This window comes from Streptomyces sp. NPDC002044, assembly GCF_040296725.1.
In the GTDB taxonomy this organism is placed as follows: domain Bacteria; phylum Actinomycetota; class Actinomycetes; order Streptomycetales; family Streptomycetaceae; genus Streptomyces; species Streptomyces antarcticus.
Genome location: NZ_JBEOXU010000013.1, coordinates 43,621 through 62,092, shown reverse-complemented (window position 1 = coordinate 62,092; position 18,472 = coordinate 43,621). Strand labels below are relative to the sequence as shown.

Here is an 18,472-nt window from a genome sequence, read left to right as displayed (position 1 = left end):
CGGAGGTCAAGGCGCCATACGTCACGACCTGGAAGGGACCTTCGCCACACACCCCGCGCGGGTTCACAATGGGGCCATGGAACACGCACCCCCTCTGGAGCAGGCGCTGCACGTCGCCCGTGCCCTCGTACTCGCCGATCTCGCCGCGGCCGAGGTCGCCGACGCCGATGTCGTCTCCCTCGTCGAGGACTCGGTCACGCACCGCCGGTGGTGGGTGGAGCAGTGGCCCGAGGGGGCCGGTTTCCTTCCCGGGCTCGTCGCCCAGGACGTGCAGGACGCGCTGCTGGAGAAGTACGGCCGCTGGCCGCTGTGCCCGGTCTGCGGCCACGGCGACCCGCACGCGCTGGACGTGGACCCGGAGCTGGGCCCCGACCCGCACTGGGTGTGCCCGGAGGCGGGCGTCAGGGTCGCCGCGGTGGGCGGCCTCGGCCCGGTCCTGCGGCCGGGCCGGTGAGGCGCCGGTGACGGTGTACATCGACCCGCCCACCTGGCCGGGCCACGGCCGGATGTGGTCGCACCTGGTCAGCGACGTCTCGTACGAGGAACTGCACGCCTTCGCGGCCGCCGTGGGCTGTCCGCCCCGGGCCTTCGAGCGCGACCACTACGACGTGCCGTCGTACCGGTACGCGGACGCGGTCGGCGCGGGCGCGGTGGAGATCGGCAGCAAGGAACTGGTCCGCCGCCTCACGGACGCGGGCCTGCGCCGCCCGAAGGGCCGCCCGGCGTAGGAAGGGCACCGGAAGGCCGGTCGGGCGTGGGCCGCCCGTCAGGCGTGGGCGGACTGTTCCACGGGGGTCGCGGCGCCCGGGCCCGAGGCGATCACGCGGGTCGTGCCGGGGTGCGGGCGGCGGCGGTCCAGGCGCAGGGCGATGACGGTGAGGGCGATGGCGGTGACCGTCATGGCGGCGCCCGCCCAGGCGGTGGCGGAGAAGCCGAGGCCCGCGTCGATCACGGTGCCGCCGAGCCAGGGGCCGCCGGTGTTGCCGAGGTTGAAGGCGGCGGTGGTGGTGGCGCCGGCCAGGGTCGGGGCGGCGCCGGCCACGTTGAACATGCGGGCGTTGAGCGCCGGAGCGGTGAAGAAGGCCGAGAAGCCGAGCAGGAACGACAGCGCGACCGCCGCGGCCGCGGTCCCGGCCAGCAGGGCGAGCGCGGCCAGGAAGACGGTCGAGGCGGTGATGCCCCAGAGCATCACGCCGAACAGGTGCGCGTCGGCGACCCGGCCGCCGATGGTGGTACCGACGAGCGCGCCGAGACCGAAGAGGCCGAGGATCCACGGCACCCACCGCGAGTCGAGCCCGGCCACGTCCGTCAGCAGCGGCGAGAGGTAGCTGAACGCGCAGAAGACGCCGCCCGCGGCCAGGGCCGTGATGCCGATGGCCAGCCACACCTGGCGGTCGCGGTAGATGCGCAGCTCGCGCCCCAGGCGCGGCTTCTCGGCGGGCAGCGGGATCTTCGGGATCAGCACCAGGATGCCGGCCAGGGCGACGGCGGAGGCGGCGCCCACCGACCAGAACGCGGAACGCCAGCCGAGGTGCTCGCCGAGGAAGGCGCCGGCGGGGACGCCGAGCACGTTGGCGATGGACAGGCCGCCGATCATGACGGCCATGGCGCGGGCCCGCTGGTCCTTGTCGACCATGGCGATGGCGACGGCCGCGCCGACGGCCCAGAAGCCCGCGCAGGCGAGGGCCGAGACGACGCGCGAGGCGAAGAGCAGCTCGTACGAGGGGGCCAGCGCACCCGCGACCTGCCCGAGGCCGAAGAGGCTGATGAGGGAGACGAGGGTGGTGCGCCGGGGGAGGCGCAGGGTGGCCACGGCCAGCAGGGGCGCCCCGATGACCATGCCGATCGCGAAGGCGGATATCAGCAGGCCCGCCTGCGGGATGGTGACGCCCATGTCCTCGGCGATCGGTGGCAGCAGCCCGGAGAGCATGAATTCACTGGTGCCGAGTGCGAACACGGACAGGCCGAGGACGTAGACGGCGACGGGCATGCGGGGGCGTGCGGCTGCTACGGGCATGTCTGGCACCAACCACCGCGAACAGGCTCGAATTCCCCGTTCGTGTGTCGGCTGCGTGACATCCACGGAGAGCCGGGCGGCCCCCGCGGCGGCGCCTCAGGCCGTCAGCGCGGCGAGTTCCGCGGCGAGGTTGGCGCGGGCCGGGGCCTCCCAGTGCGCGGCCCCGTACGGGGTGCGGAAGAGCCGGGGCAGGTCCAGGAGCTGGCGCAGGACGGCCGCGCGGCCCTCGCGGAACGCGTCGTCGGGGACGAACCCGTACTCGGCGCGGACGGCGGCCGCGTAGGCGGCGTACGCCGGGCCGTCGCCCGCGAGGACGGCCAGGTCGGCGTCGCAGAGCGCCTCGCCGTTGGTGTCGCCGGGGGCGGGGTCGTGGGTGACGGTGAGGCGGACCAGCCGGGCCGTCTCGGCGGTCCGCCCGGGGTCCACGCCCAGCTCGGGGAGGGCGCGCTCGGCCATGGCGGCGCTGCGCTCCTCGTTCTCGGAGCGGTCGGGGCGGTAGACGGCGTCGTGGAACCAGGCGGCCAGCTCGACGGCGGCCGGGTCGGCGGCGTGCGGGGCCAGAACGTCGATCCGCGCGAGGACGTCGGCCAGGTGCGCGGTGGTGTGGTACCTGCGCTGGGGCTCCGCCCAGGCGGCGAGGAGCCGGTCGGCGTACGGGGCGGGGTCGCGGTCGGCGGGGGCTCCGGCGGCGGCGGTGGTCGCCCGCCAGCGGGCGCGGAGGGCGGCCGTGTCGGTGTGCGGGGTGCCTGTGTCCATGCGCACATTGTGGGGGTGGCGTGATTGTGCTGGTGGTGCCCGGGGGTGGGCCCGTACCCTCCATATTGGACTAGACCTATTTTCCACTCTGACCGCATGTGCCCCGATCGGGCCGTCGGGTCACCCGAGCAGTTTTCCGAAGGATGGATCGAATGAGCAACCGTGCGCTCCTGGAGGTGATCGCCCTCGACGCGGAGGACGCGGTCGCGGCCCAGGCCGGTGGGGCGGACCGACTCGAACTGGTCACCGACATGGCCGCCGACGGGCTGACTCCGCCGCGCGAGACCTTCGCGGCGATCAGGGCCGCGGTCGACATCCCGCTGCGCGTGATGCTGCGCACGACGGACGGGTTCGCCGCGGGCGACGCCGAGGTCCTGCTGACGGCCGCGCGGGAGCTGCGGGCGGAAGGCGCGACCGAGTTCGTGCTCGGCTTCCTTAACCCCGACGGGACCCCCGACCTCGCGGCCGTCGAGGCCGTGGTGGCGGAGCTGGACGGCTGCCGCTGGACCTTCCACCGGGCGATCGACCGGGCGGCGGACCGGGACCAGCTGCGCAAGGCCCTCTCCGAGCCGGTGCCCGCCGGACCGGACACCTACCTGACGGCGGGCTCGGCAGCCGGAGTGGACGAGGGCATGCCGGTCCTGCTGGCCGAGGCGGCCCGCCGGGGCGAGCCCGGGTACGAGGCGCGGATCCTGGTCGGCGGCGGCCTGGCGCTGTCGCACCTGCCGATGCTGCGCGAGGGCGGCGTGGACGCGTTCCACATCGGCGGGGCGGCGCGCCCCGACGGGTGGGGACGCCCGGTGTCGGCGGCCGCGGTCGCGCGGTGGCGCACGGCCCTGGACTGACGGCGCGAACGCGCCGGGGCGGGCGCAGGCGCCCCGGGAACGGCGGGCCGGGGCGGGGCGGAGGCGCCCCGCCCCGCCCGCCGTTCCCGTACCGGTCAGCCCAGGGCGGCCGGCAGCGGGGCCGAGTGCAGGAGGGCCAGGCCCGAGACGGCGCGCGTGAGGCAGACGTACAGCCGCCGCAGGCCCGTCCGCTCGTCGGGCTCGCCGTCGACGATGGCCGCCGGCTCGTCCAGGACCACGTAGTCGTACTCCAGGCCCTTCGCCAGCGACGCCGGCACCAGCGTCAGCCGCGACTGCGCGGTCGTCTCCTCGCCCGGCGACAGGTACGGCAGGCCCGCCGCCAGCAGGGCCTCGGCGAGCGACGGGATCCGGGCGTCCGCCGCGATCAGACCGGTCGAGCCCTCGTGCGCCAGCGCCTCCCGGCAGGCCGCGACCGCGGCCGCCGCCGGGTCCGCGACCTCCGTGATCCGCAGCGATCCGGGGGTCTCGCGGACCGAGGAGACCGGGGCCAGGCCCGGGGAGATCGACGGCAGCAGTCGGGAGGCGTACGCGATCACCTCGCGCGGCACGCGGAAGCCCGCCGTCAGCTCCTCCACCACCGCCTGCGGCTTCCCGAGGTGGGCCAGGGCCTCGTCCCAGCCGCGCGTGGCCCACGGGGTGGTGCCCTGCGCGAGGTCGCCGAGGACCGTCGCGGAGCCCGTCGTGCACCGCCGGCCCACGGCCCGGTACTGCATCGGCGACAGGTCCTGGGCCTCGTCGAGGACGACGTGGCCCAGCGAGTGCGTCCGCTCCACCAGGTCGGCCGCCTCGTCGATCAGGACCAGGTCCGCCGCCGACCACGCCACCGACTTCACGCTCCGGAACGGCTTGGGCCACAGCAGCAGCTTCTGCTCGTCCGCCGTGAGGACCCCCTCCGCGTGGGCGGCCAGGAACTCCGGGTCGGAGAGCAGCCGCAGGACCAGCCTGGCCGGTTCGACCGGCGGCCAGACCGCCTTCACGGCCGCCTTGACGGCGGGGTTGCGCGCCACCGCGTCCTGGACGCGGTCGTCGGGCGCCTCGCCCGCCTGCTCCATCCGTACGAGCACCGCGTGCGCGATCCGCTGCGGCAGCGCGTCACGGGCGGCGCCGTAGCGGATGTCGCGGTTCTGGAGCTCCTCGACCATCTCGGCCAGCTCGTACGCCGGGACCCGCCAGCGCCGCGACCCGCGGACCACCATCAGCGGCTCGGCGGGCGGGGTGACGTGCGAGCCCAGCGCGCGGCGCAGCACCTGCGCCATCCGGGCGTCGCCCTTGACGACGGCGGTCGCGGCGGCGTCCCGCGCGCGTACCTCCAGGCCGTCGCGGGCGACCAGGTCGTCGACGGTGGCCTGCTTGACCTCCAGCTCGCCGAGCGCCGGGAGGACCTGCTCGATGTAGTGCAGGAAGGAACGGTTCGGCCCGATGACGAGCGTGCCCGTACGGGCGAGGCGGTCGCGGTGGGCGTAGAGGAGGTACGCGACGCGGTGCAGGCCGACGGCCGTCTTCCCGGTACCGGGCCCGCCTTGCACGCAGACGGAACCGGAGAGCCCGGAGCGGACGATCTCGTCCTGCTCGGGCTGGATCGTCGCGACGATGTCCCGCATGGGGCCGACGCGGGGCCGTTCGATCTCCTGCTGGAGCAGCTTGCTGACGCCGGCCGCCTCGCCGGGGTCGGAGAGGTGCTCGTCCTCGTACGCCGTCAGCTCGCCGCCGGTGTAGCCGAAGCGGCGGCGCAGCGAGACGTCCTGGGGGTCCTTCCTGGAGGCCCGGTAGAACGGCTGCGAGACCGGCGCCCGCCAGTCGATGACCATCGGGTCGCCGCCCGCGTCGTGGACGTGGCGGCGGCCGATGTAGAACCGCTCGCCCTCGGCGCCCTCGGCGAGGGTCGCGCCCGGGGCGTGCAGGTAGTTCAGCCGCCCGAAGAACAGGGGGGTGTGGGAGAGGTCGGCGAGGGACTTGATGCGGTCGTCGATCTGGGCCTGGAGGACGATCGCGTTGACCCAGTTCGCGGTGACGTCGCGGATGTCGAGGGCCTCGGCGTCCTCGCGCATGGCGCGGAGCGCGGAGCGGGACGCGGCGAGATGGGAGCGTTCGCGGGCGAGGGGGTCCGACGGTGCGGGGGCGTGCGGGTCTGATGCGGGCGCGTGCGCGGGCACGGGGCTGCCTCCAGCTGCTGGGTGCGAACGGAAGCCCGCCGGTTTCCGTGCGGCGGGCGGCACTCCCCGGTGAGGCGGCGGGAGGCGGCAAGAGCGGAGATTCTAGCGAGGGGCGGGGCCCGGTGCGAACGGATTGGGGGCCGGACGTCCCCTCGGGGGCGAGACCTCCGTACGGGTGTACGTACGGGTGTGGTACCGGGGAGTGTCATACCCCGGACAGAGCCGGCGGGGGGAGGCATGGGCCGTGAGGAGGAGGCCGGGGCCCCGGGATTCCGTCCGTGGGCCGATGTGGAATCCGCGCCGGAAACGCACCATGGATACATGAGCACCGCAACCTTCACCCCGGTCCAGGGCGGCCGCCCGAGCGGCGCCACCGCCACCTCCGACTTCCGTCCCCGGCACAGCCTGGGCGGCGTGCTGCGCGGCGCGAAGGTCTTCGCGGCGACCGCCGTGAGCGTCGTCGTCCTGGGCGAGTACGCCGAGGACGCGGGCGTCATACGCCGCTGACGGCACGGCCGCCGGCCGGCCGCGCCCGCCTGCCGGCGGCGCGGCCGCGCGCTGCGACGTGGCGGCGGGGCGGCGTCGGCCGCGCGGTCAGTCGTTCGCCAGGATCTCGTCCGCGTCCATGATCCGGTAGGCGTAGCCCTGTTCCGCGAGGAAGCGCTGCCGGTGCGCCGCGAAGTCCTGGTCGACGGTGTCGCGGGCGACGACCGAGTAGAACCGCGCCTCGTGGCCGTCCGCCTTCGGACGCAGCACCCGGCCCAGGCGCTGGGCCTCCTCCTGGCGGGAGCCGAAGGTGCCCGACACCTGGATGGCGACGGTCGCCTCGGGCAGGTCGATGGAGAAGTTGGCGACCTTCGAGACGACCAGCACGCTGATCTCGCCCTCGCGGAAGGCGTTGAACAGCTTCTCGCGCTGCGCGTTCGAGGTCTCGCCCTTGATGACGGGCGCGTCCAGGTGCTCGCCGAGCTCGTCGAGCTGGTCGATGTACTGGCCGATGACGAGGGTCTGCTCGCCCTTGTGCTTGCGCACCAGCGCCTCGGTGACCTTCCGCTTCGTCGCGGTCGTCGCGCAGAAGCGGTACTTCTCCTCGGTCTCGGCGGTCGCGTACGCGAGCCGCTCCGCCTCCGTCAGGTTCACCCGTACCTCGACGCAGTCGGCGGGCGCGATGTAGCCCTGCGCCTCGATCTCCTTCCACGGCGCGTCGAACCGCTTCGGCCCGATGAGGGAGAAGACGTCCGACTCGCGGCCGTCCTCGCGCACGAGCGTGGCGGTCAGGCCGAGCCGGCGGCGCGCCTGGAGGTCGGCGGTGAACTTGAAGACCGGCGCGGGCAGCAGGTGCACCTCGTCGTAGACGATCAGGCCCCAGTCCCGGGAGTCGAAGAGCTCCAGGTGCGGGTAGATGCCCTTCCGCTTGGTCGTGAGGACCTGGTACGTGGCGATCGTGACGGGCCGGATCTCCTTGCGGGTGCCGGAGTACTCGCCGATCTCCTCCTCCGTCAGCGAGGTCCGCTTGACCAGCTCGTGCTTCCACTGGCGGGCCGAGACGGTGTTCGTGACCAGGATCAGCGTGGTCGCCTTGGCCATCGCCATGGCCCCGGCGCCGACCAGCGTCTTGCCGGCGCCGCAGGGCAGCACCACGACACCGGAGCCGCCGTGCCAGAAGCCCTCGACGGCCTGCTGCTGGTACGGGCGCAGGGCCCAGCCGTCCTCGTCCAGCTCGATCGGGTGCGCCTCGCCGTCCACGTACCCGGCGAGGTCCTCGGCGGGCCAGCCCAGCTTGAGCAGCGTCTGCTTGATCTGCCCGCGCTCGGAGGGGTGCACGGCCACGGTGTCGGCGTCGAGCCGGGCCCCGACGAGCGGGGCGACCTTCTTGGACCGCAGGATCTCCTCCAGCACGGGCCGGTCGGTACTGGTCAGGACCAGCCCGTGCACGGGGTGCTTGGAGAGGGTCAGGCGGCCGTAGCGCGCCATGGTCTCGGCGACGTCGACGAGCAGGGCGTGCGGGACGGGGTAGCGGGAGAACTCGACGAGCGCGTCGACGACCTGCTCGGCGTCGTGCCCGGCGGCCCGGGCGTTCCACAGGCCGAGCGGGGTGATCCGGTAGGTGTGGATGTGCTCGGGAGCCCGCTCCAGCTCGGCGAAGGGAGCGATGGCCCGGCGCGCGGCGCCGGCCAGCTCGTGGTCGACCTCGAGGAGGAGTGTCTTGTCGCTCTGGACGATCAGTGGACCATTCACGCGCAGCGCCCCGTTTCATTCAGGCCAAACCTCCAGTGTGCCGTACGGCGCGGAGGCTGGGAACACGGCGCTTCGGCGGGGCGACCGGCGGGGCGACCGGCGGCGACCGGCGGGGCGCCGGATCGGGCAGGTGTTCTGCGGCCGAACGGGTAGACGGCAGCGGTCGATGGGGCGGACGCCGATGTTGCGGCGGGGCCGGCGCGGCGGGCGTCGTACGGTGGCCGTCGCTGCCAGGCGATCTCGGAACGGACCCTCATGACGCAGACAAGCTGGGACCGCACGCTCTTCAGCACCTCCACGGCTCCCGCCACCACCCTCACCCACGACACCGGCCTGCTCCTGCTCCGGCTCGTCGTCGGCCTCAGCATGGCCGGCCACGGCGTGATGAAGCTCTTCGGCTGGTACGGCGGCCCGGGCCTCACCGCGACCGGCAAGGGCTTCACGAGGGCGGGCTATCCCGCCGGGGACGCGATGGCCGTCATCGCCGGCCTCTCCGAAACCCTGGGCGGCCTCGGTCTCGCCCTCGGTCTGCTCACCCCGCTCGCCGGAGCGGCCCTGACCGGCATCTTCATCAACATCCTCGACCTCCGGGGCCTCGGCGCCTACTTCCCGCCCAAGGGCGTGGAACTCGAAGTGGTGCTGTTCGCCGCGGTCGTGGCCCTCACCCTCACCGGGCCGGGCCGCTTCGCCGTCGACCACTACCTCCCGGTGCTGCGCGAGTCCCGGCCCCGCTACTCCCTGCTCGCCCTGCTGCTGGGCGTCGTCGCGGGATGCGTCGTCCTGCTCCTCCGGGACTGATTCCTCCGCCCTTCCGCCTCCTCCACGACCGGCCGGACACCCCCTACGCGCCCAGGTGCTCCAGCGGCCCCGAGGGGTACGGGGTCTCCGCGGGCAGCAGGGCCCGCGCGGCCGCCTCGTCCCCGGACCGGAGCAGGCCGTGGACCTCCCGGGCCAGCGGGGTCACGTCGCGGATGGAGACCGTCCACGCGTCGGCGTACGCGCGACAGGACGGCCCGGACAGGCCGAGCTGGAGCGAGCGGTACGGGAGCGGGCCGAGCCGTACGTCCCGCTCCGGGTCCCACTGGACCCGGGCCGAGGACTCCCGCAGGGCCCGCCGCCAGGCCGTGCGGTCGGCGTGGACTCCGCGGGAGTAGTGGGACAGGCAGGCGCCGGCCAGTGCCCGGTCGAAGCCGTCGCGGGTGATCTCGACGGCGAGGACCGTCTCCTGGCCGGCCTTGGTGGCCCAGCCGCAGCGGTACATCATCCACAGGAACGACGGCTTGACCCACGTCATCCGCTCCCGCTTCCAGGCGGGCGGGAAGCGGCCGTCGCGGGCCGCGGGCAGGCCGAGCGAGGGGGCGTACGCCTGGTAGACGGTGACCGTGGTGGCGGTGTGGGCCGCGCGGATCTGGCGCGGGGGTACGTCGTGCATGCCCCCACCCTGCGGTGCGCCTCCCGGCGGGACCACCGGTTTTCCCCGCCCGGGCCGGGGTCAGAGGTGGTCCTCCTCCAGTTCCGCCACGCCCGTGATCCGGTGGAGCGCGTACGTGCGGACCTCGTCCGCCGTGTGGTCGTAGCCCGTCACGAAGCCGCCCTCCACCCGGACCGGGGCGAGGACCCGCTGGCTCGCCGCGCCGTCGGCGTTCACGTAGCCGATCCACACCGCCGAGCCCGTCATCGCCGCCGCCTGGACCGTCGCGAGGGTCTCCGCCGCGCTCGTGCGCGGCAGTCCGCCCGGCACCCCCGCCGAGGGCGCCGGTTCCCTGCGGACCGCCGTCGCCGCCAGGTCGCCCGCGCGGATGGCCCGTACGGCCGCCCCCAGCAGCGTCGCGTCCGGCACCGGCGGCCCCTCCGGCACCGGTACGGGCGCCGCGCGCCCCGGGCTGCGGTGGGCGTCGGCCCGGCCCACCAGGACGTCTCCCGTAGGGGACTCCGCGGCCGGCGCGTATCCCATCGCCCGCAACCCGTCGAGCAGGGCGCCCGGTTCGCAGTGCGCGGCCAGCACGGTCGGCGCGAGGCGGCGCAGGCCCAGCCCGGCCGAGCGCTTGTCGGCGAGGATCTCGCCCAGCATCGCGTCGTCGTCGCACCGCACGTACGAGGAGGCCGCCCCGACCCGCAGGTGCCCGTGCCGCCGGGCCACGTCGTCGATCAGGTACGCGAGCGGCTGCGGGACGGGGGTGCGGCTGTGCTCCTTGAGGAAGGCGTGCAGGTCGACGGCGGTGTGCCCGGCGTCCAGGGCGCGCCGCACCGAGCCCGGCGTGAACCGGTACACCGTCGCCCCGCCCTTGGACTCCACGTCCGCGAGGACCGCCAGGGTGTCGCCGAGCGGCCGCCGCAGCGGGCCGGGGGCCACCGCCGTCAGGTCGGCCTGGAGCAGGACGTGGTCCACCGGCTCGGGCAGCAGCGGGGCCATCAGCGGCGCCGGGTCGCGGTGTTCCAGCAGGGCGCGGCCCGGCCCGGACAGCGCGCCCCGGCCGGTGACGCCCAGGGTTTCGGCCTCGTCCAGCGCCCAGCGGGCGAGGCGGGCCCGCAGGTCGCTCGTCCCGCGTACGGGGCGCTCCCACGCGAGCCGGGCCAGCAGGGCGTCCGGGGCGCCGGCACCGCCCTCGGGGAGCCCGGCGAGGAGTTCCAGGACGCGGCGGCGCACCTCGGGGGCGGCGGAGCGGTCGAGTTCGGGGCCGAGCGCCGACAGGGTGCGGCCCTTGGCGTCCTGTTCGCCGACGAGCCCGGCGGTGCGGGTGGCGGGCAGCCAGGCCGCCGCGAGGGCCGACCACCGTTCGGCGGGCGCCAGTTCGCACCAGGTGTCGAAGGCGGGGGTGGGGGCGTAGCGTTCGTCCGCCTCGCCGTCGCCGGCCAGCAGCCCGGCCGCGTACGCCAGCTCGGCCCAGAACGCCGCGGCGGCCTCGGTGGCGTCCAGGGTGGCCGCGGCCCGCTTGAGGTCCCGTACGGACAGCCCGCCGGCCCGCAGCACCGCCGGACCGGCGTACTCCCAGGACTTCACCAGCTCCTCGACGGTCGACAGCGCGGCCATCGCCTGCCCGGCGGCGTTCGCGTCCACAAGCTGTGGACGGTGCTCGCGGTGTACGGGCACCGGCGGCGCGAGCGGCGCGGTGTCCCGGTGCGCGAGCCCGCCGCGCAGGTGCAGCGCCACCTCGCGCGGCAGGACGACGGTCCGCGCCGAGGCGGGCAGCAGCAGCCCCCGGTCGCGCAGCCAGCGCACCGGAGCGGTCGGGTTCGGGGTCACCTCCCCGTACGGCGGGCCCCACACGAGCCGCCCCAGCACCTGGTGGGCCTCGGCCGGAGCCTCGTCGAGCAGGGCGGACATCCGCTCCGGGTCGGTGAACAGCCCGGTCAGCGCGGAGACCGCGGACACCGGGTCGTGGGTGGCGGGCAGCCCGGCGGCCGACACGATCTCCTGCACGCGGGTCGGCGACATCCCGGCCGTGGCCTCCGCGACGGTCGGCCCGAGGCCGGTCGGGGAGGGCCGCTGCGCCGAGGGAGCCAGCAGCTCGCGGGCGGTGCGCACCAGCCGCACCCGCTCCTCGTCGCCCCACACCAGGGCCTGTTCGCGCAGGGTGGCCAGGGCCCGGGGGAGCGCGGCGCGGGCCCCGTTGTCCTCGCCGGTGGTGCCCCTCTCGCCGGTGAGCAGCGACTCCAGCACCGGGTACGGGCACGGGTCCGGGGCCACGGCCAGCGCCTCGGCCGTCTGGAGTGCGAAGCGGTCGAGGCGCTCCAGCGCCCGTACCACCGAGGCCCGGGTGCCGGCGCGGGTGGCCAGCTGGGTCACGTCGCCCGGTACCGGGCTCAGCAGGTCGGGGCGCGCGCGCAGCAGCGCGGCGAGCGCGGTGTCGTCGCGGGAGCGCAGCGCCTCGGCGAGCGAGCGCGGGGCGCCCGCCCCGGCGCTCCCCGCGGAGCCGCCGGGGGCGTCTCCCGCTGCGGTGCTTGCCTCGGGCACAGTCGCCTCCTGGTCGCGTCGGCCGGTCAGTCGGCCGGTCCCCATCCGGCCAACGGTATCCGCTGCGCCCGCGACAGCTCCACGGGCGCACGCGCTACCTTCGGCACAGGTGGTACGGGAGGAGCCGGGGCATGGGGATCGAAAGCGACCATCTGGTCTACGAATATCTGAGCCGGGTCGGGGACTTGGCGCAGCGCAGGCACCTGAACTCCGGCGACCGGATGCGGCTCGTGGCGGGGCTGCGGGACGAGATCGACCGTCGGCGCGCCAAGTTCGACCCGGAGACCCCGGCCGCCGTGCGCCGCATCCTGGAGCGGATCGGGACGCCCGAGGAGGTCCTCGACACCCTCGGCACGCTGTCCGGCACGGCGCCCGGCGGCCGGGCCGTCGCCCCGGCCGCCTTCGACCCGGGTCCGGCGGTGCCCGCCCAGCGGGGCCCGGGCCGGCTGCGCCGCAAGGCGGTGCCGCCGCGCCCGGAGGCGGAGCCGGAGAACGTGCCGCCGCACCTGGCCGGGCTCGACGAACTCGGGCCCTCCGACGGGGTGGAGCCCGACTGGTGGCGCGTCGCGCCCGGTTCCTACGGGGCGGGCCCGCAGGTGGACGGCTTCGCGGGCGGCATCGAGATCCCGGACCTGTTCAAGGAGGGGCCGCAGGACGAGGACGAGGCCGGGGCCGGGGAGGCGGCCGGGGGCGGGGCCGCCGGCGGGCCGGGCAAGCCGTCCGGCCCGCCGGAGGCGCGCGCCCGGGCCGTCGCCCGGCTGCTGCGCGAGCGGCGGCGCGCGAAGCGGGCGGCGAAGGAGGCCGCGCCGGTGGTGGCCGAGACCGCCGCCGTCCCGGCCCGCCCCAAGCCGAACGCCTTCCTGCTGCTGGCCGCGGCCGTCCTCGTCGCCGGGGTGGTCAGCGGCTACTGGCTGCTGCTGGTCGTCGGCTGGCTGCTGCCGTACGCCTCGCGCGTGCTGCGGCCCGGGGAGCACAAGTGGGCCGTCTTCGGGCCGCCCGGGGCGGTGCTGACGGGGGCGGGGGTGTGGCTGTGGGGCCGGATGAACGGCAAGTGGGGCGAGACCCTGGCCGAGGACCAGCTGAGCGAGGTCCTGCACGGGATGGGGCCGTGGCTGCTCCGGGCGGCGGGCGTGGCCTCCGCGCTGTACCTGGTGTGGCGGGCCCGCAGACGCTGACGCCGGGCCGGGGGGCCGGTGCGCCGCCCCGGGGTGCGGGGGCCGGGGTCCTGGGGCTGGGCGCCCGCCGGGGGCTCGGCACAATGGCCGGTATGAACCTCACCGTCGGCTTCGACCTCGACATGACCCTGATCGATTCGCGTCCCGGCATCAAGGCCGCCTACCGGGCCCTGTCGGCCGAAACGGGCACGTTCATCGACGCCGACGCGGCCCTCACCCGGCTCGGGCCGCCCCTGGAGGAGGAGCTCGCGCACTGGTTCCCGGCGGACGAGATCCCGGCCGTGGCCGACCGCTACCGGGAGATCTATCCCACACACGCCATCGGACCGACGCCGGCCATGCCGGGCGCCCGCGAGGCGGTCGACGCGGTCCGGGCGCTCGGCGGGCGGGCGATCGTCGTCACCGCCAAGCACGAGCCGAGCGCCCGGCTGCACCTGAAGCACCTGGGAATCGAGCCGGACGCGGTCATCGGCTGGCTGTGGGCGGAGGCCAAGGCGGGCGCGCTGCGCGAGTACGGGGCGCAGGTGTACGTCGGCGACCACGTCGGTGACGTACGCGGAGCCCGGACCGCCGGAGCGCTGTCGGTGGCCGTGCCGACCGGCCCGTGCCCGGAGGCCGAACTGCGGGAGGCGGGCGCGGACGTGGTGCTCCCCGACCTCACCGCGCTGCCGCGGTGGCTCACGGCATACGTCGCCGGCCGCCCGGCGTAGGCCAGGCGGCCCGCCCCTCCTCCGCCCGGCTCAGGCTTGCGAGGCCCGCGCCGCCCTCCGCTGGGCCGCGGCCGAGCGGAACACGCCCGCCGCGGAGATCGCGAAGCCGACGCCCATCAGCATGCACACGGCCCACGCGTACGGGGGGAACGGGTCGACGTCCAGGAACAGCGGGGCCATCGTGGCCAGAGTGGCCACGGCACCGGCGATGAACACGATGCCGCCGGCCTTGACGAGTCCGTCGCCGGGCCGCGCTTCGTCGCAATGAGGAGTAACAGTCACCTCACCAGGGTAGTTCCCTGGCCGAAGCAGCCGACGGCGAAGGTCCGGGTATCGACTTGTCACCCGGACCCCGGCCATTAGCCTTGAGGTGGCGGGTCATCCATGGCCCGCCGCGCTGTTGCCCGGAGCCGTCACACGGCATACCGGACCCCGACGAGCACAAGGACAGAGGACGGACGTGCCTACCGGCAAGGTCAAGTGGTTCAACAGTGAGAAGGGCTTCGGCTTTCTCTCCCGCGACGACGGCGGCGACGTCTTCGTCCACTCGTCGGTGCTCCCCGCCGGGGTCGACGCGCTCAAGCCCGGCCAGCGCGTCGAGTTCGGAGTGGTCGCCGGCCAGCGCGGTGACCAGGCGCTTTCGGTGACGGTGCTGGACCCGGCACCGTCGGTCGCGGCCGCCCAGCGGCGGGGGCCCGACGAGCTCGCCTCCATCGTGCAGGACCTCACGACCCTTCTGGAGAACATCACTCCGATGCTGGAGCGGGGCCGTTACCCCGACAGGGCCCACGGCACGAAGATCGCCGGACTGCTGCGCGCGGTGGCCGACCAGCTCGACGTCTGAGCGCCCGCGCACGACGGTGCCCCGCCCTCGCGAGAGCGGCGGGGCACCGTCGTGTCCGGGCGGTGCGAACGGCCGCGACGGCTAGGGGAAGTCCAGCGCGCCGGACGGGATGGCCGGTACCAGCCCCTCGGCGGCCGCCCGGGTCAGCAGTCCGCGCACCGCCGCGTAGCCCGCGTCGCCGAGGTCCGCGGTGAACTCGTTGACGTACAGCCCGATGTGCTGGTCGGCGACGTCCGGGGCGAGTTCCTGGGCGTGCGCGCGGACGTACGGCCGGGAAGCCTCCGGGTCGTCCCAGGCCATCCGGACCGACGTACGGGCCGACTCGGCGAGCGCGCGCAGCCGCTCCGCGCCCAGCGACCGCTTCGCGATGATCGCGCCGAGCGGGATCGGCAGCCCGGTCGTCGACTCCCAGTGCTCACCCATGTCGGCCAGGCGGTGCAGCCCGTAGTCCCGGTAGGTGAACCGGGCCTCGTGGATGACCAGTCCGGCGTCCACCCGGCCGTCGCGCACCGCCGGCATGATCTCGTGGAACGGCAGCACGACCACCTCGCCGACCCCGTCCGGCAGGACGTCGGCCGCCCACAGCCGGAACAGCAGGTAGGCGGTGGAGCGTTCGCCCGGCACGGCCACCGTCTTGCCGGCCAGGTCCGCGCCCGGCTCGCGGGTGAGGACCAGCGGGCCGCAGCCGCGGCCCAGCGCCCCGCCGCAGGGCAGCAGCGCGTACTCCTCCAGCACCCACGGCAGGACCGCGTACGACACCTTCAGCACGTCCAGCTCGCCGCGCTCGGCCATGCCGTTGGTGACGTCGATGTCGGCGAAGGTGACGTCGAGGCCGGGCGCGCCCGGCACCCGGCCGTGCGCCCACGCGTCGAAGACGAAGGTGTCGTTCGGGCACGGCGAATACGCGATCCGCAGCGGGCCGTCACCGGTGCTCATGGCGTTCTCCCCAATGGACGAGTACGGGTCCCAGCGCGCGGAACCCGTCCGCGAGGGCGGCGAGGGCCTCCCCGATCCGCCAGGCGTCGCGGTCGCGCGGGCCCACCGCGTTGGACACGGCACGGATCTCCAGCACGGGCAGCCCGTGCGCGGCGGCGGCCTCCGCCACCCCGAAGCCCTCCATGGCCTCGGCTCCGGCCTGCGGGTGCCGTACGGCGAGCTCGGCGGCGCGGGCGGCGCTGCCGGTGACGGTGGAGACGGTCAGGACGGGCGCGAGCAGCGCCCCGGTGGCCTCGGCGGCCAGCGCGGCCAGCTCGGCGGGCGGCAGGTGCACGGCCCGCCCGAAGCCGAGGGCGGCCACGTCCACGAACCCCTCGGGGGTCTCCGCCCCCAGGTCGGCGGCGACGATCGCGTCGGCGACCACGAGGGAGCCGGGCGGGGCGGCGGGCGCGAACCCGCCGCCGATGCCGGCGGAGATGACGAGGCCGTAGCCGGTGAGGGTCAGGGCGGTGGCGGTGGCGGCGGCGGCCGCCGCCGGTCCGACGCCCCCGACGAGCACGTCGAGGGCGATGCCCGGGAGGTCCCGCCGGGTGAGGGGGTAACCGCCGGGAAGGGTGCGGGGCTCGGGGCCGGGCGTGTCCGGATGAGGGGTCAGACCGGCCACGACGGAGTCCGCCTCCGCCGCCACCGCGGTCACGACGAGCGCGCGCACCCCGGCCGCCCGGCTACTTCAGCTTCAGGTTGAACGACCAGACGGCCAGCGGCTTGCCGTCCCTGCCGACCTGGACGAAGGCCAGCTTCTTCGACGTGGGGGCCTCGCCCTGGCCGCCGGTCGCGAACACGTCGGCGCCCGGGAAGCTGCGGTAGGTGTTCGAGGAGGGCTCGGTGATCGGCTGCCCGTCCAGGACCGCCTGCCACTGCTTGCCGTCCTCGACGACATCGGGCTCGACGCCCAGGCGCAGGGTGTCGCCGCGGGCGTACGAGACGGCCTTGGCGTCCTTCAGGTTGGTGAGGCACTCCTGGACCTTCTCCATGGAGAGCTCCTTGCCGTCGTGGCAGGCGGCTTCGGCGGACACCGTGGTGGTGCCGACCGTCACGGTCGCCAGCGGTGTCGGCTTGTCGCAGGCGGAGAGGAGGAGGAGGCCGGCGGAAACGGCTCCGAGGGCCGCGACGCTGCGGCGGGCCCTACCCGAGAAAAGCGGTGCGGTCATGAGCCGAAGGCTATCGGGCCGGTGGGCCGAGCCGCCGCACGGGGTCCCGCCGGTGGTCCGCGGCGCGGCGCGGGTCCCGCTCCGCCGGGGCGGCGCGGCCCCCGCCGGGCGGCGGTCCCCCGTCACGCCACCCTCGGGCGGGAGGAGGAGCCGTGCTGGTGGTGCCGGGGTGCGGAGCGCAGGCCCCGCAGGGCCATCGCCGTGCCCAGCGCCACCACCACCGCCGCGACGGCCATGCCCAGCGCGCCGTTCAGCGGCAGCGCGATGCCGATCGCACCGCCCAGCACCCACGCCACCTGGAGCAGCGTCTCCGAACGGGCGAACGCGGAGGTGCGGACGGCCTCGGGCACGTCCCGCTGGATCATCGCGTCCAGGGAGAGCTTCGCCAGCGCCTGGCAGAAGCCCGCCGTGGCCCCGAGGACCGCCACGAACAGCCCGCTGAAGAAGACCGTCGCCAGCACCGCCACCGCGAGCGTCAGGCACAGCACGGCCGCGATGATCGCCTCGGGGGCGCGGGCCCGCAGCCACGCGCCCACCGCCGTACCGCACGCGTTGCCCAGGCCCGCCGACACGCCCACGATCCCCAGCGACACCGCGGCGCTCTGCCCCGCGAGCGGGTGCTCGCGCAGCAGGAACGCCAGGAAGAAGATCAGGAACCCGGACAGCCCGCGCATCGACGCGTTGGCGAGGAGCCCGCACAGCACCGACGGACCCACCGTGCGCAGCCCCGGCCTGGGGGAGTGCGCCTCGTGCGTGGACAGCCGGGCCCGGCGCTCGCCCTTCGCCTCGTCCACCTTGTGCGGCAGCGTGAACGCGGCGAAGGTCCCCCAGATGAAGATGGCGCAGGCCCCGTACAGCGGCCACGGCGGGCCGATCGCGTGCAGTCCCGCCGCGACCGGCGCGGCGGCGCCCGTGGCCAGCAGACCGGCCAGCGTGACCCGGGAGTTCGCCTTGACCAGGGAGAAGTTCGGCGGCAGGAGGCGCGGCACCACGGCGCTGCGCACCACGCCGTACGCCTTGGACGCCACCAGGACGCCGAGCGCCGCCGGATACAGCTCCAGCCCGCCCGTGGCCACCGCGCCCGACATCATCACGGCCAGCAGGGCCCGGGCGAGCATCGCGGCCGCCATCGCGGCCCGCCGCCCGTGCGGCAGCCGGTCCAGGAGCGGGCCGATCACCGGGGCCAGCAGGGTGAAGGGGGCCATCGTGATCGCCAGGTACAGCGCGACCCGGCCGCGGGCCTCGTCCGTGGGTACGGAGAAGAACACCGTCGAGGCCAGCGCCACCGTGATCATCACGTCGCCGGCGCCGTTGATCGCGTGCAGTTCGATCAGTTTGCCGAGGCCCGACTCGCCCGCCCCGTGCGCGTGGGTGGCCCGCCGGATGCCGCGCGCCGTCCCCGTGAAGGGCCGGTGCAGGGCACGCCCCAGAGCCCGGCCGGCCCTCTTGGCCGGTCCCGAGCCGTCATCGGACGACCGTACGGGTGCCACCCGGCCCATACTGCCCCACTTGGCCCCCCCGGATGCCTCCCGGCGCGTCGCGGGGTGCCGCCGGGCGGTGGCTTGTCCGCGAATCGGACCTTGCATGTGGGCCCAAGGCGCCGGAGGAGGT

The 18,472-nt window shown here is 75.4% G+C and carries 19 protein-coding genes; 8 read left to right on the top strand and 11 right to left on the bottom strand.

Features of this window, described 5'->3' with window-relative positions; genetic code table 11:
* The first annotated feature begins 76 nt into the window (after positions 1 to 76).
* Both ABT106_RS05880 and ABT106_RS05875 read left to right on the top strand, forming a co-directional pair.
* Positions 77 to 454: a DUF8819 family protein gene (locus ABT106_RS05880; RefSeq protein ID WP_351272877.1), complete on the top strand. Its 378-nt coding sequence runs from the start codon at positions 77 to 79 to the stop codon at positions 452 to 454.
* Between the two features lie 7 nt (positions 455 to 461).
* Positions 462 to 728 carry a DUF4031 domain-containing protein gene (locus ABT106_RS05875; RefSeq protein WP_351272874.1) on the top strand — a complete coding sequence of 89 codons (267 nt, stop codon included), beginning with the start codon at positions 462 to 464 and terminating at the stop codon, positions 726 to 728.
* Positions 729 to 766: 38 nt separating this feature from the next.
* Here the strand turns inward: ABT106_RS05875 and ABT106_RS05870 are convergent, their stop codons facing one another.
* Positions 767 to 1,990, bottom strand: a complete 1,224-nt coding sequence (locus ABT106_RS05870; RefSeq protein ID WP_351272923.1) for a Cmx/CmrA family chloramphenicol efflux MFS transporter — start codon at positions 1,988 to 1,990, stop codon at positions 767 to 769.
* A gap of 123 nt (positions 1,991 to 2,113) precedes the next feature.
* Positions 2,114 to 2,773, bottom strand: a complete 660-nt coding sequence (locus ABT106_RS05865) for an HD domain-containing protein (protein WP_351272872.1) — start codon at positions 2,771 to 2,773, stop codon at positions 2,114 to 2,116.
* Between the two features lie 152 nt (positions 2,774 to 2,925).
* Between ABT106_RS05865 and ABT106_RS05860 the strand changes: the two genes are divergently transcribed.
* Complete coding sequence (locus ABT106_RS05860) at positions 2,926 to 3,618, top strand: copper homeostasis protein CutC (RefSeq protein ID WP_351272870.1); 693 nt, start codon at positions 2,926 to 2,928, stop codon at positions 3,616 to 3,618.
* 95 nt (positions 3,619 to 3,713) lie between these two features.
* On the opposite strand, the gene ABT106_RS05855 is transcribed toward ABT106_RS05860, so the two are convergent.
* Entirely contained in the window at positions 3,714 to 5,792 is a 2,079-nt protein-coding gene (locus ABT106_RS05855; protein WP_351272868.1) for a HelD family protein, read from the bottom strand.
* A 321-nt stretch (positions 5,793 to 6,113) separates the two neighbouring features.
* On the opposite strand from ABT106_RS05855, the gene ABT106_RS05850 reads away from it, so the two are divergent.
* Positions 6,114 to 6,299 (top strand): hypothetical protein, encoded by a 186-nt coding sequence (locus ABT106_RS05850; RefSeq protein WP_351272865.1) that lies wholly within the window; start codon positions 6,114 to 6,116, stop codon positions 6,297 to 6,299.
* An 87-nt stretch (positions 6,300 to 6,386) separates the two neighbouring features.
* On the opposite strand, the gene ABT106_RS05845 is transcribed toward ABT106_RS05850, so the two are convergent.
* On the bottom strand, positions 6,387 to 8,030 hold the full coding sequence (locus tag ABT106_RS05845) for a DNA repair helicase XPB (protein WP_351272863.1): 1,644 nt from the start codon (positions 8,028 to 8,030) through the stop codon (positions 6,387 to 6,389).
* Positions 8,031 to 8,285: 255 nt separating this feature from the next.
* On the opposite strand from ABT106_RS05845, the gene ABT106_RS05840 reads away from it, so the two are divergent.
* Positions 8,286 to 8,828: a DoxX family protein gene (locus ABT106_RS05840; RefSeq protein ID WP_351272860.1), complete on the top strand. Its 543-nt coding sequence runs from the start codon at positions 8,286 to 8,288 to the stop codon at positions 8,826 to 8,828.
* A gap of 43 nt (positions 8,829 to 8,871) precedes the next feature.
* Here the strand turns inward: ABT106_RS05840 and ABT106_RS05835 are convergent, their stop codons facing one another.
* Together ABT106_RS05835 and ABT106_RS05830 are read right to left on the bottom strand one after the other, a co-directional pair.
* A complete protein-coding gene (locus ABT106_RS05835) occupies positions 8,872 to 9,462 on the bottom strand; it encodes a DUF4291 domain-containing protein (protein ID WP_351272858.1) in 591 nt (196 codons plus the stop codon).
* A gap of 60 nt (positions 9,463 to 9,522) precedes the next feature.
* Positions 9,523 to 12,030: a helicase-associated domain-containing protein gene (locus tag ABT106_RS05830; protein WP_351272855.1), complete on the bottom strand. Its 2,508-nt coding sequence runs from the start codon at positions 12,028 to 12,030 to the stop codon at positions 9,523 to 9,525.
* An 86-nt stretch (positions 12,031 to 12,116) separates the two neighbouring features.
* On the opposite strand from ABT106_RS05830, the gene ABT106_RS05825 reads away from it, so the two are divergent.
* Positions 12,117 to 13,160 carry a hypothetical protein gene (locus ABT106_RS05825; RefSeq protein ID WP_351272853.1) on the top strand — a complete coding sequence of 348 codons (1,044 nt, stop codon included), beginning with the start codon at positions 12,117 to 12,119 and terminating at the stop codon, positions 13,158 to 13,160.
* A gap of 92 nt (positions 13,161 to 13,252) precedes the next feature.
* Positions 13,253 to 13,870 (top strand): HAD family hydrolase, encoded by a 618-nt coding sequence (locus tag ABT106_RS05820; RefSeq protein ID WP_502979229.1) that lies wholly within the window; start codon positions 13,253 to 13,255, stop codon positions 13,868 to 13,870.
* 30 nt (positions 13,871 to 13,900) lie between these two features.
* Here ABT106_RS05820 and ABT106_RS05815 read toward each other — a convergent pair whose 3' ends face one another.
* Positions 13,901 to 14,152, bottom strand: coding sequence for a hypothetical protein (locus ABT106_RS05815; RefSeq protein ID WP_351272849.1), 252 nt, complete (start codon positions 14,150 to 14,152; stop codon positions 13,901 to 13,903).
* A gap of 178 nt (positions 14,153 to 14,330) precedes the next feature.
* Between ABT106_RS05815 and ABT106_RS05810 the strand changes: the two genes are divergently transcribed.
* Positions 14,331 to 14,714 carry a cold-shock protein gene (locus ABT106_RS05810; RefSeq protein ID WP_351272846.1) on the top strand — a complete coding sequence of 128 codons (384 nt, stop codon included), beginning with the start codon at positions 14,331 to 14,333 and terminating at the stop codon, positions 14,712 to 14,714.
* Between the two features lie 81 nt (positions 14,715 to 14,795).
* Here ABT106_RS05810 and ABT106_RS05805 read toward each other — a convergent pair whose 3' ends face one another.
* The 4 genes from ABT106_RS05805 to ABT106_RS05790 form a co-directional block, all read right to left on the bottom strand.
* Positions 14,796 to 15,650 carry a 1,4-dihydroxy-6-naphtoate synthase gene (locus ABT106_RS05805; protein WP_351272843.1) on the bottom strand — a complete coding sequence of 285 codons (855 nt, stop codon included), beginning with the start codon at positions 15,648 to 15,650 and terminating at the stop codon, positions 14,796 to 14,798.
* Positions 15,637 to 16,362, bottom strand: coding sequence for a futalosine hydrolase (locus ABT106_RS05800; protein ID WP_351272841.1), 726 nt, complete (start codon positions 16,360 to 16,362; stop codon positions 15,637 to 15,639). The genes ABT106_RS05805 and ABT106_RS05800 overlap by 14 nt, the downstream gene beginning before the upstream one ends.
* 13 nt (positions 16,363 to 16,375) lie before the next feature.
* Complete coding sequence (locus tag ABT106_RS05795) at positions 16,376 to 16,861, bottom strand: DUF2771 domain-containing protein (protein ID WP_351272839.1); 486 nt, start codon at positions 16,859 to 16,861, stop codon at positions 16,376 to 16,378.
* Between the two features lie 122 nt (positions 16,862 to 16,983).
* Positions 16,984 to 18,360 (bottom strand): MFS transporter, encoded by a 1,377-nt coding sequence (locus tag ABT106_RS05790; protein ID WP_351272836.1) that lies wholly within the window; start codon positions 18,358 to 18,360, stop codon positions 16,984 to 16,986.
* Between the last annotated feature and the right edge of the window lie 112 nt (positions 18,361 to 18,472).